The 11,879-nt window shown below is 67.5% G+C and carries 11 protein-coding genes; 3 read left to right on the top strand and 8 right to left on the bottom strand.

Annotation, left to right across the window (positions count from 1 at the left end; genetic code table 11):
* The 7 genes from ACFVYA_RS30920 to ACFVYA_RS30890 form a co-directional block, all read right to left on the bottom strand.
* The gene (locus ACFVYA_RS30920; protein WP_387049966.1) at positions 1-447 is read right to left on the bottom strand and encodes an HIT family protein; all 447 of its coding nucleotides are present in this window, start codon (positions 445-447) and stop codon (positions 1-3) included.
* Between the two features lie 623 nt (positions 448-1,070).
* Entirely contained in the window at positions 1,071-1,679 is a 609-nt protein-coding gene (locus ACFVYA_RS30915) for a DUF3558 domain-containing protein (RefSeq protein WP_387049965.1), read from the bottom strand.
* Entirely contained in the window at positions 1,676-2,401 is a 726-nt protein-coding gene (locus tag ACFVYA_RS30910; protein WP_387049963.1) for a hypothetical protein, read from the bottom strand. The genes ACFVYA_RS30915 and ACFVYA_RS30910 overlap by 4 nt, the downstream gene beginning before the upstream one ends.
* Positions 2,402-2,404: 3 nt before the next feature.
* The gene (locus ACFVYA_RS30905) at positions 2,405-2,773 is read right to left on the bottom strand and encodes a hypothetical protein (protein ID WP_387049961.1); all 369 of its coding nucleotides are present in this window, start codon (positions 2,771-2,773) and stop codon (positions 2,405-2,407) included.
* Positions 2,770-3,075, bottom strand: coding sequence for a hypothetical protein (locus ACFVYA_RS30900; protein ID WP_387049959.1), 306 nt, complete (start codon positions 3,073-3,075; stop codon positions 2,770-2,772). Before ACFVYA_RS30900 ends, ACFVYA_RS30905 begins: the two co-directional genes overlap by 4 nt.
* Positions 3,072-3,506 (bottom strand): YbaB/EbfC family nucleoid-associated protein, encoded by a 435-nt coding sequence (locus ACFVYA_RS30895; protein WP_387049957.1) that lies wholly within the window; start codon positions 3,504-3,506, stop codon positions 3,072-3,074. Before ACFVYA_RS30895 ends, ACFVYA_RS30900 begins: the two co-directional genes overlap by 4 nt.
* Before the next feature lie 331 nt (positions 3,507-3,837).
* Positions 3,838-4,839, bottom strand: coding sequence for a DUF4238 domain-containing protein (locus ACFVYA_RS30890; protein ID WP_387049956.1), 1,002 nt, complete (start codon positions 4,837-4,839; stop codon positions 3,838-3,840).
* A 391-nt stretch (positions 4,840-5,230) separates the two neighbouring features.
* On the opposite strand from ACFVYA_RS30890, the gene ACFVYA_RS30885 reads away from it, so the two are divergent.
* Positions 5,231-7,381, top strand: coding sequence for a PxKF domain-containing protein (locus tag ACFVYA_RS30885; RefSeq protein ID WP_387049954.1), 2,151 nt, complete (start codon positions 5,231-5,233; stop codon positions 7,379-7,381).
* A 167-nt stretch (positions 7,382-7,548) separates the two neighbouring features.
* Complete coding sequence (locus tag ACFVYA_RS30880; RefSeq protein WP_387049952.1) at positions 7,549-7,986, top strand: hypothetical protein; 438 nt, start codon at positions 7,549-7,551, stop codon at positions 7,984-7,986.
* Positions 7,987-8,064: 78 nt separating this feature from the next.
* On the opposite strand, the gene ACFVYA_RS30875 is transcribed toward ACFVYA_RS30880, so the two are convergent.
* Positions 8,065-9,498 (bottom strand): sialidase family protein, encoded by a 1,434-nt coding sequence (locus ACFVYA_RS30875; RefSeq protein ID WP_387049950.1) that lies wholly within the window; start codon positions 9,496-9,498, stop codon positions 8,065-8,067.
* Positions 9,499-9,985: 487 nt separating this feature from the next.
* Between ACFVYA_RS30875 and ACFVYA_RS30870 the strand changes: the two genes are divergently transcribed.
* Positions 9,986-11,839, top strand: a complete 1,854-nt coding sequence (locus tag ACFVYA_RS30870; RefSeq protein ID WP_387049949.1) for a sialidase family protein — start codon at positions 9,986-9,988, stop codon at positions 11,837-11,839.
* The last annotated feature ends 40 nt before the right edge of the window (positions 11,840-11,879 follow it).

Here is an 11,879-nt window from a genome sequence, read left to right as displayed (position 1 = left end):
TCACGTGACGGGGACGTCGTCCCCGTCACGCGGCTTGGCCAGGTAGGTCACCAAGTCCGCTGCGCAGCGTGCCACCTGCTCCTCGTCCTGCGTTCCCTGATCGAGGTACCGGTGCGGCAGCGGACGGCCAGGCCGGGGATCACCGACCGCGTACCGCGGGATCACGTGAGCATGCAGATGCGGTAATCCGTTGCCCAGAACTGAAAGATTGACCGTAACCGGTCGGCAGACAGCCTGAACCGCGCGAGCGGCGTCGACCACATCCAGCCAGAAACCCGCCGCCTCGGTGGCAGTCAGCTGCGTAACCTCGGCGACGTGCCGTCCCTGCCAGATGAGGTGGCTGTAGCCGCGCACCTGCCCCGATCGCTGCAGGTAACCGTCGGCGTACCGGCCAACCAGGTACCGGACACCGAACCCAGTATCCGGATGACCTCGGTCGGCGCACATACCGCACCCTTCGCCATCACGAGCGGCGAACCACGCTGAACTCCATTCCACGCGGCACAGTTAACTACGCACCGGGCGGATCCTGACGAGCGGGACAAAAGTCCGGAAATTGGAAAGAGATCGCGTGGCCATCACACGCTGCAGCGGGTACGCCAACTGAGGCGGATCAAAGATTGGAAATCACTGAGTTTCCCGGATAGCGCGCCGACGTGGGACCAGCGCGCCGCGGCGGTTGGAGGCGCCCCGCCCCCTGCCCCGCCGCTGAGAGTATCGCTGTAGCACAATGGCCGGACCCATCTCGACACCGCGAAGGAGCGGGCTTGATCGTCAGCATGACTGATGCCGACCACCTGTGGTGTCGACGTCGTCAGCTGCTCGTCAGCGAGGCCGCTCACCCGCAGGTCGTTTTCTGCTGAGCATAGGGGTTCAGGTCAGGTACGAAGTCCGTGGTGAAGTCCGGCGGTAACGCGCGGTGTAGTGCCCTCCGGAGACCGCGGCAGGACTCGGCGACCGCGACGACGGCACGTCGAACCATGCGGTGCAGTGATCCGCTCGTCGGCGTTTGAAAGCGTGCCTACCAGACGCCGGTTCAGCGCGACCGAACCTGTAGTAGCCAGTGGCTGCTATTTTTGGCGGAGGTTGCCGATGACGGCTTCGGCCATTTTGGCGACCCCGCCGCAGCGGTCGTTGGCCCAGTAGTTGCGGGGCAGGTCCTTCCCGATGATTTCGAAGGTCAGCATCTGCTGGTCGGTGACCTGGACGGCTACCGAACAGTCGTCGGTGCTGCCGCGTTGGTGGTAGACGACGGCGGGCAAGTCCTCGATCGAGGTTTCGGTCCACGGTTCGAACATGTCGGCTTTCCGCGCCGCTGACTCAGACAGCTCGGTGAGTGTGCGCGGGCTCTTGGCCGGTTTTGACGCGGTGGCGTTCGCGCCGAGAGGCGCGACCCACGAGCAGCCGTAGATCGGCGCGGCGGCCTTCCTGAACGCGCTAACGTCGCCGGGTGGATCGGCCACGGCGGCAGCCACCTGGTCTTTCGTCAGCAGGCTGCACGGGTCGGCGTCGAACTTCGCCAGGTCAAGGGGCTTGTCGACCTGGTCCAGTGGCAGCGGGGCGCCGGTCCGCGCGGGGCCTGGTGGCTGGGTCAGCACGCGTTCAGGTGTCGAAGGGCCGCAGCTGGTGAGCAAACTTGTCGCCACGAGTACCGCGCAGCTGAGGACTCGTGTCTTCATGCGGGAGCTGCGCTGGGGTCGATGCGCCATTGCTTCTCGTTGTCCATTCCGGAGTTGGTGGGCATCGGGGGCAGGTCGGGGAAGTCGGTGTCGCCCTGCACGATGGCGGTGGCTTGCGCACGGAAGTCACCGAGGGTGGAGACGGCCTGGGCGAACAGCCCGTTGATGGCGGTGACGAGGTTGGCGAACGCGTCCACGACCGCGTCGATGACCTCCTTGGAGGTGAAGACGTCGACGATGGGAATCGCGGCGGTCGCGATCGCGACGATCGTCTTGTAGCCGAGCTTGCCCAGCTCGACGGCGCAGGTGCCGATGAACTCGATGGCTTTGCCGTAGGTCTCGATCACGCAGCCGGCGATGCCGGAGAGGATGCCGGACATGCTGCCGACGACGTCCTGCTGATCCCCGAGCGCTTTCCCGACGTGGTCGGCGTAGGTGTTGAACTGGGCGGCGGCACGCCCGCTCCAGGTGCCGGCCACCGCCTGGACTGCGTTGTCGATGTCGTCGCCGGCGTCGGCGAGGGTGTGGTTCTTCGCGAACTCCATGGCCATGTCCTGCACCTGGAAGGCGTTGCCCAGCAGCTTGTTGCGGACGTCGTCCAGCAGCTGAATGATGTCGCCGCGACCGAGCAGCTCGGCGATCCTGCGGATCTTCCCGTCGGCTTCGTCGGGATAGGGCTGCGGCGCGGCGGCCGGTGTCGGCGGGGCAGTCGGTGCGCTCACGGGTCAGCCCATGCCCTTCTCCAGGTCGCGCAGACGCTTGAAGTCCGCCTCGTCCTGGGTGTCGTAGTAGTCGGCTGCCTTGTCCAGTGCTTCGCCGAATTGGCCCAGCTGCATCGCACCTTTGCCGGTCTTGTCGCGGATGTGGGCGATGGCGTTGTTGAACATCTCGACGACACCGGCCTGGGCCCCCAGCATGCCTACGTCGTCATCGCGCAGGACCACCTGGCCCAGGTCTTCCTGGCCGAACTTGAGCACCTTGTCGCGGGCGGCGAACACGTCGTCGGTGGCCGCGCGCAGGGCTTGGGGGTAGACCTCGAAGCCGGAGCCGGCCGCGGCGGTGCCGAAGGGGTTGGTGAAGTTGCCGTCGCTCATCGGACCTCCCGTGCGGCGTCGTCGATCATGGTCTTGCGCCGGGTGGCGGCGGCCGATTCGGCGCCGGCGATCGCGCGCAGGACGTGCGCGGCGAGGCTGGCGCCGGTGTGTCCGGCGACCGCGTCGCGGGCGAGATCCACCGACACCAGGCTGCCTAGGCCGTCCACTGTCACGGTGCCGAGGCCGGCACCGATCTCGAGCACCAGTGGCAGGGCCTCACCGGTCTGGGCGGCCTGCTCCACCGCAGCTACGCGCGCGTCGATTTCCTTCGCGCGGTGGTACAGCTGCTCTTCGCTTTTCACCAGCGTCGACCTCCTGGCTCCGGCTCGTCGGTCAGGAAGTCCAGCTCTTCGAAGTTCTCCTCGTCCTCCGGCTCACCTTCGCGCCGGGCAGCCTGCGCACCGGCCGACGGGTGCGCAGGTGCGGCCGGAGTGACCGGCGGCGGTGGCGGTTGCTTGCCGAACAGGGCGTTCAGCTGCGGAAGCGCCGAGGAGTTGGCCGCGGCGCGGGCAGCGCGGACCGCTTCGACGATGCTCAGGCCGAGCTTCTGCACGTGCGTGCCGTGCAGCGCTCGGTCCTCGATCCGCAGATCGAGCAGCTTTCCCTGACCGGTGACCACGGCCGTGACCAGCCGGTCGCCGGAGCGGGCGGTGTGTCGGGCGGCGGCAAGCCGTGCGTCCAGCTCACCGGCCTGCTGCTGCATCAGCCGCAAATTCCGCCTGGGTGCGATCATGACCGCATCACGACGCGACGCATCCATTCCCCCTACTCCAGGTCCCGCAAATGTGACGGAACGTGCCCACCCGGCACCCTACTGTGCGCCAACGGCGACGCAACCACACCCCGCACCGAGACCGCGAGCCGCCGGCCACCCCGATGGGGCAACGGCCCGCCTATGGACGTCGACGCCTGTTCATCGTGCGCCTCAGCGCGACCATCGGCGCCCTGAACGGCTCCTACGTCCGCGACGAGGAGGGAGCAGACGCAGGTACTTGCGCGAGGTGCCGGCCAGTGCGACCCCACCATTTTTGAAGAGAGCGAGGCGCCGCCGTGCCAGGAACGGCTCATGGCGAAGACGGGCGCTGTGTTGCCACTCGATATCGATCGGCGGCCGTCTCGGCGAACGCCCGCAATTCACCGGAAGGGTGGTAGTACACCTGCTTGCGGGCGATTCGAACCTGGATCGTATTGAACATGTCGACGGCTTCAGGGGTGATCTCGGCATCGAGGGAGTCGGGACTGATGACGGCGAGGCAGTCTCGCGCGAGTGGTAGCGCAATGCCGTGGGAATCACCGATCGCCATGTTCACTTGAGTGATTCCAGTGCGGCCGTCGGTGCAGAACGTGAAGGCGGGGGCATCGGAGATGAGCAGTTCGCAGCCCGGCGGTACGTGCAGGATCTCAAGGGACAGTGGCTGTAATGTTGCGCGCACTCGTTCGAACATCATCTCCATGCTGACGCGCGCGAGCGCTCCGTCGTCGATGAGCTTCTGCCAGTCGTCGAGCGGTTTGTCCAGCAAGACGCGGAGCGCTTCGACTCCACCTGCGTGGAACCCATACCGTCGATAGAATTCTGCGGCGAGCAAGTCTTTCCTGATGTACGGAGTTTCTCGCCTGACGCCGGTCATGGCCTCGGCGGCGCTGGCTTGATTGACATCGAGGAAGCGAGGGCTGCGGACGAAGTGCAGGGCTATGCCATCCTTGATGACGTCGTTGTACGGATGGCTCGCATGAAGATTCCCGCTGCGTGCGACGTCGATCGGCGGGCCCAGTCGTGTTTCAACTTCCTGCCAAAGGGCCTCTGCGGACTTTGACGCAAACTTGAGAAAAGCGGGAACCTTCGCGCAGCCGCGCAACCCTCGCGTAGTGAGTTCGCGACCGCGTTCGACGTCGAATGCAGTGAGCTGACATCCTTTGGATGATCCATGCCCCCTGGAGGCGAAACCCTTCAACAGGATCCGGGAGACAATATGTTGGTTGGCAACATGGCTGCCCGCATCCGTGGTGAGTGTGTCGATGCGTTCGCGGTAGTCCCGGTCGGGTGCAGGAATCTCCCACTTCGCCATGGGGCAAGTCTACCTGTGGCAAATCGCTGCACGTCGGGCTGCTGCCCCGGTTCGTTTGATTGCGCTCCTTATTGCGTGGTCGGAAATAACCAACTCATCTCGTCGACCTGGATATTCTGCGATGAGCTAACTGGGTGACGCTGTAACTGTTTCAAGCTTGAAAACGACTCCGTTCTGATCGATGAAAGGTGTCCTGTCTCCGCGCAGATCGAGTACGGGTCTGCGGGCACGCGATTCGGTGAATGGTGTTCACGTCTACGGGCATGAGGAGTCGGGAATGTTTCGAAGATCAAGTCGGAAGCGGATCGCGGCGACGGTAGCCGCGGTTGTGGCACTGGTTTTGGGTTCTGTGGCCGGTTCTCCGCCGGCTTCGGCGGCCAACGGGGACCTCGTGCAGCAGACGAACTTCGGCCAGTCGTGCGGCAGTGGGATCGGGGTGGGGATCGCCTTCGACGGCACGAACCTCTGGTACAGCTGCTACGCCAGCAGTCCGGACCTGTTCAAGGCGAACCCGTTGACCGGTGCGGTGATCTCCTCCTACACCGTCGCGGGCGGACTCGGTGCGCTGGCCTGGGACGGCAAGCGGAAGAAGCTGTGGGCGGGCTGGGGTGGTGCCGGCACCTCGGGCGACGTCCGGTTGATCGACCCGGCGACCGGCAGCGGTGGGGTGGCGTTCAACGCTGCCGCGGCGGCGTTCGACGAACTCGACGACGGTCTGGCCTACGACGCGCAGGACGACACGCTGTTCATCAGCCCGGACACCTCGACGTCCGTCCACCACTACACGATCGCCGGCGGCTATCTCGGCAGTTTCCCGTGGTCGGGCAGCGGCTGTTACAACAGCGGCGTCGCAATCGGTGGGCAGTTGCTGTTCGAGGGCTCGGATGGCTGCAACCACATCTGGGTCGTCCAGCGAGACACTCACGCTCCGGTCTTCGATTTCGGGACCGGAGCCGGCGGGGTGCGTGACGAAGACCTCGAATGCGACAGCGTGACCTTCTCGCCGAAGACCGTCATGTGGTCGATGGAAGCCTACGAACCCCGCCGCGCGGTCGCCTTCGAGATTCCGCCGGGCTCCTGCGCCACCGGTGGTGGCGTGGACAGCGACGGCGACGGTCTGCTCGACGAATGGGAGGAAAGGGGCATCACGATCGATCCGGACGGAGCCGGCCCGGTTGCCTCGCAGTTCGTCGATTTGCCCGCGATGGGTGCGGACAAGAACAAGCCGGACATCTTCCTGCAGGTCGACTGGATGGCCGACGCGTCGCATTCCCACGCGCTGACGGCGGCGGCGATCAAGAAGGTGGTCGACGCGTTCGCGGCTTCGCCGTATCACAGCCCGACCGGGTCGACCGGGATCAACCTGCACGTCGACGAGGGACCGTCGAGTGTGATGAACCCTGCGACCGGTGCGACCTGGGGTTCGCTCAGCCGTGCTCACCAGCTGACCCACGTGGCCAACCTCGGCACCTCCGGCGCGGGCGGCTACGACTGGAGCGCGTTCCAGACCCTCAAGGACGCGAACTTCACCCCGACCGGGCGGACGCCGCTCTTCCACTACGTCGTCTCGGCGCACAACTACGACAGCACCACGTCCTCGGGCATCTCCCGCGGCATCGGCGCCAGCGATCTCATCGTCAGCCTGGGGTCGTTCACCAACAGCGTCGGCACCGACAACGAGCAGGCCGGCACCCTGATGCACGAACTGGGCCACAACCTCGGCCTGCGCCACGGTGGCGGTGACGACACCAACTACAAGCCGAACTACCTCAGCATCATGAGCTACGGCTTCCAGCTCGGTGGCGTCATCAAGAACGGCGTGGCGGGAACGTTCGACTACTCCCGCTCGTCACTGGCGACCTTGAACGAGAACAGCCTGTCCGAACCCGCCGGCATCGGCGCACCCGGCTACGGCACCCGCCACTGGTGCCCGGCCGCCAACGCCTACGTCGCGGTCAACAACGCCGGCGGAGCCATCGACTGGAACTGCAACGGCAACTCCACCGAGACCGGTGTGGCCTTCGACGTGAACAACGACGGCACCCGCGGGAACCTCACCGGTCAGGACGACTGGTCGGCCTTGAAGCTCAAGGGCGGCGCAATCGGCCTCGCCGGCGCTACTCCCACTCTGCCGACCGTGACCGACGACGAAACCCTGACCGTGGCGGAGGCCAGCAAGATCCCGCCGATCGGCTACACGTTCACCGGGTTCTTCGCACCGGTGGACAACCCGCCGACCGTCAACGTCGCCAAGGCGGGCAGCGCGATCCCGGCCAAGTTCAGCCTCGGCGGTGACAAAGGCCTGAATATCCTGGCGGCCGGCTCGCCGTCGAGCCAGCAGGTCAGCTGCGACAGCAGCCAGCCCCTGGACGACATCGAGCAGACCGTGAACCCGGGCCAGTCGGCCCTGACCTACGACCCGGCGACCGGCCAGTACACCTACGTCTGGAAGACCGCCAAGTCGTGGGCCGGCACCTGCCAGCGCTTCACCCTGACGCTCAACGACGGCACCACGCACTACGCGAACTTCAAGTTCAAGTAGCCAACCCGGTCGTGGGGGGGGGGGGGGGGGGGCCCCCCCCCCCCCCCCCCGCGCGGGGGGCCGCTAATAGGCCCGCACGGGTCGGGGGGGCCCGTGCGCGTGGGGCGGCCCCCGGGGGGGGGGGGGCCCCCCCCCCCCCCCCCGCGACCCGAAGGCAGGGTAGAACCATGATCCGCACCTTCGTGATCGTCGCGACCGTGGCACTGGCAGCGACGGCGTGCTCGTCGGGCACCTCACCGGACCCCAGCCAGTCACGCCCGCCGTCGCCATCGGCTGCGGCCACGCCGACCACGACTGGGATCGATCCGTCGGCGGCCGCGCACGTCGCACCCGTCGCGCCTTCCCAGCTCGAGGCCACCGCCGAGGCGGGCATCGTGCGCCTCCAGTGGCCGTCCACCGGCGAGGACGTCGCGTACTACGAGATCCTGCGCCGAACTGCCGGCGTCGTCGACTGGACACCCATCGGCCGTGCTGCCGCGACCGACCGGGCCTATCTCGACAAGGCCCCGAGCTCTACGGCGAGTGCCTACGGCATCCGGGTTGTCAACGGCTACGGCACCTCCAGTTCTATCACTGAAAGTCGGCCGGTTACTGCCGTCAGCTGATCATCGCGGTCCAGCCGCCTGCCGGGGCCTGTGCCCACGTCGGTTGCGCGACGTGGGCGCAGGCTCAGCGGACTGCGGTCAGAAAGCGGTCAGCACGGATTGTGCGGCGGCTGCCGTCGACACGGGAGCTTCGGCGGTGCGGCGGGCGCCGCCGGTCAGCGGCAGGCCACCGGTGGGGGCGAACATGCCCATGGTGAACGTCGAGCCGCTGGGGGCCGAGGCGATCGGGACGATCGGGAAGGCGTTGCCGCCGGCCCGGACGGAGGTGGAGATGTAGTCGCCGAACATGCGGCCCTGGGAGGTGTTCGGGATCCACGACAGGCTCATCGGCCCGGCCACCTGGGCGGCGGTTCCCCAGCTGGTGCCGCCGTTGGTCGAGGAGATGAACCCGACGTCGAGCTGGCAGGTCGCGGCGGTGCAGTTGGCGGTGGGGTAGAAGTAGTACGTCAGGCCGATCCGGGCGCTGGTGCCGGACGTCGAGGGGTCGACGCCGATGCCGGGGACGAAGTGGTCGACAGTGCTGGTGGTGGCGTCGATCGGCACCCGCGTCGGGGCACCCCAGGTGGTTTCGCTGGTGGACTTGCTCAGCACGATGTCGTTGCTGGGGCAGCCGGCGCGGAACCGGCAGTCCGACCACGCGACGTAGGCGGTGCCGGCGCTGTCGATTTCCGCGCTGGGCAACGCTTCCTCACGCAGGCCGCCGGCGGCGTCGTGGTGGCTGATGCTGGAGACGAGGACGGTGGAACGCCAGCTGGCGCCGCCGTCGATGGAGCGGAACGAGCGGATCTGGTCGTTCAGCGAGAGGTAGGCCACGAGGACGGTCCCGTTCGGCCGGACGACGGGCTGGCCGCCGAGGCCGGTGGCGCTGTCGCCGGTCGCGCGGGCCGGGCCCCAGGTGAGGCCGCCATCACTGGAGGTCTTCATCCGGATCGAGTCGCCGGAGCTGGTGATGTCGTATTCGGTGTAGCAGTTGCCGAAGAACGGGCTGCTCGCGGTGTTGTCGCAGACGATCCAGTTCTTGTCCAGCGAACCCGTTGCGGTGGTGATGGGGTTGCCGAAGGTCTTGCCGCCGTCGGTGGAGCGGCTGGTGAACACCGGGTTGCCGGGGCAGTTCACGCCGAGCGAGGAAATGAGCCAGACGTTGTGCTTGGCGTCGAAGGCGACGGCGGCGTCGCTGATCTGGCCGCAGGGGCCGCCGGTGTTGGCGGTGGTGCCGGGCAGGAAGCCCTGGGTCCAGGTGGCGCCGCCGTCGGTGGAGGTGGCGAAGCCGATGTCGGACGACCCACCGCCGGACACCCGGCCGACCTGGAAGGCCGAGACGATCGTGGAGCCGAATGCGAACGTGTCGGGTTCGACCTCGGTTCTGTGCTGGGCCTGGGCGTCGGTGAACAGATCGGAGCTGACCTGGGTGACGGCGACGTTCGCGGACGCGGACGTCGCGGAGACCAGCAGGCCGCCGACCACGACGGCCGGCAGCAGGGTGGCGGTGAGGAGTTTTCGGGATAGCGGCATGGCGCGTTCACCTTCTCCGGGTGAGGTGAGGCAGTGAGGCGGGCAGCGGTGTCGCCGCTGCCCGCCGTGGCGACTGTCGATCCAGCCACTCAAGTCCATCGCGGTAAATCCGCCATGTGGAGGAGCCCGCCACGCGAGACCGGCCATCCGCTGATCAACTGTCCCATTGAGACGGATATGGGTAGTTCCACCGACGGGTGAGGCGAATTCGAAGCTGCGATTTCCCAGTAAGGCATGTTCTGCATGGGCCGCCGGGTGCTCGACCGATCCAGAACGTTCGTCGGCGGCCGAACGAGGGACGAGTTGGCCATGCGCTTACCTAGTCCCGAATGGACAGTCGACATAATGGTAACGGTCAGGGGGTTGGCGGCGACGATCCGAGCGGCGGCCAAGGCGCGGCGGTTCCGTGTGGCTGGCCGCGCACCGGACATCCGGTCAAGCAAGGGAGTACGCCGTGTCGCGTCCCCGCACCATTTCCGTGATCAGTGTGACGATTCTGAGTACGGCCGCGCTCGGCGTGTTCGCCGTGGCCCCGGCCACCGCGCAGCCGTTCGGCTACCGCCAGCTCAACCCGGTGCAGCAGCGCCACGTTTCCGGCCTGCTGTCCACCGTTCTCAACGGGGAAGATCCCGCCAACGCCGCCAGAGCTCTGGCCCCGAACCGGGCCACGCCCTCGGCCGCCGCACCGTGCGCGAACCGCTTCGGCGCGAACGTCAAGGTCAACCAGAACTGCCTGAACCTCACCGACGCCGATCTCCAGGGCCGCGCCCAGGCCCAGAACGAGACCTGGGCCGCCGCCGACCCGAACAACGCCGACCACGTCATCGCCACCTACAACGACTACCGCCGCGGCGACGGCACCTGCGGCGTCAGCTACTCCCTCGACGGCGCCCGGACCTGGGCCGACGCGACCACGCCGAACGGCTTCAGCCGCGGCACCGACTTCGGCGGCGCGCCCCGGGAGTACTGGCAGTCCGGCGGCGACACCTCGGTGGCCTGGGACTCCCGCGGCAACGCCTACCTGTCGTGCCAGGTGTTCAACCGCGGCAGCGCTGTGTCGGCGAACCCGGACCAGTCCAGCGCGTTCCTGGTCTTCCGCTCGACCGGCACCAACGGCGCGTCCTGGAACTTCCCCGGACGTCCCGTCGCGACCCACGACGACACCGCGGGCGCCGGGAACTTCCTGCTGGACAAGCAACTGCTGGCCGTGGACAGCAACCCGCGCAGCCCGTTCCGGGACCGGGTGTACGTGTCGTGGACGACCTTCGCCGACGACGGCACCGGCTACATTTACGAGGCCTACTCCGCCGACTACGGCGAAACGTTCTCGGCGCCGGTGCTGGTGAGCGCCGACACTCCGCTGTGCGCCAACCCCCTCGGCTTCCCGACGCCACACGGCCGCTGCAACCAGAACCAGGACTCGCAGCCGTTCGTCGGCCCGGACGGCGCGCTGTACGTGGTGTTCAACAACTTCAACAACGCCACCGCGAACCCGGCGGACAACCACAACCAGGTCCTGCTGGCCCGCTCGGCCGACGGCGGCCAGAGCTTCTCCACGCCCGTGCTGGTCGGCAACTACCACGAGCTGCCCGACTGCGCGACCTACCAGAACGGCCAAGACCCCGGCCGCGCCTGCGTCCCCGAGAAGGGCCCGTCGGCGAACTCGGTGTTTCGCGCGAGCAACTACCCGATCGGTGGCGTCGACCCGCGCAACCCGCGCCGGATCCTGGTCACCTACGGCTCGTACATCAGCCGCAACTCGAACGAGAGCACCGGCTGCACGCCGACCGGGTTCAACCCCGCCACCGGCATCAACACCTACACCGGCGTGAAGAACGGCACCTGCAACAACGACATCGTGCTGTCGACCTCGACGAACGCCGGTGCCTCGTTCGCCGGCGGCACCACCGACGTCCGGCAGCTGCCGGTGGTCACCACCGCGCCCGGCCAGGCCCGGACCGACCAGTTCTGGCAGGGCGCCGCGTTCAGCCCGGACGGCACCTTCGCCGTCAGCTACTACGACCGCCAGTACGGCGCCGACGAGACCACCGGATTCTCCGACATCACGGTCTCCGCCGGGTTCACCCACACCCGGGCGACGTCGGGCAGCATGCCGCCGCCGACGCAGTTCACCGGCACCTTCTACGGTGACTACGCCGGGATCGCCGTCACCGCCCGGACTGCGTACCCGGTCTGGTCGGACACCCGCCCGCCGGACCTGTTCCTCTGCCCCGGCACCGGCACACCCGGCACCCCGCCGCGCACCTGCCAGGCCGGCGCACCGAACGCGTCGATCGCCAACGACCAGGACACCTACACCACCAGCGTCGGCATCCGCTGACGAAGAGCGCCGGTGGGTCACCTGCGGCCTCGCAGGTGAC

Source organism: Amycolatopsis sp. NPDC058278 (genome assembly GCF_042881395.1).
Lineage (GTDB): Bacteria > Actinomycetota > Actinomycetes > Mycobacteriales > Pseudonocardiaceae > Amycolatopsis.
The sequence above is the reverse complement of the archived record's forward strand: the minus strand, read 5'-3'. Positions and strand labels throughout refer to the sequence as shown.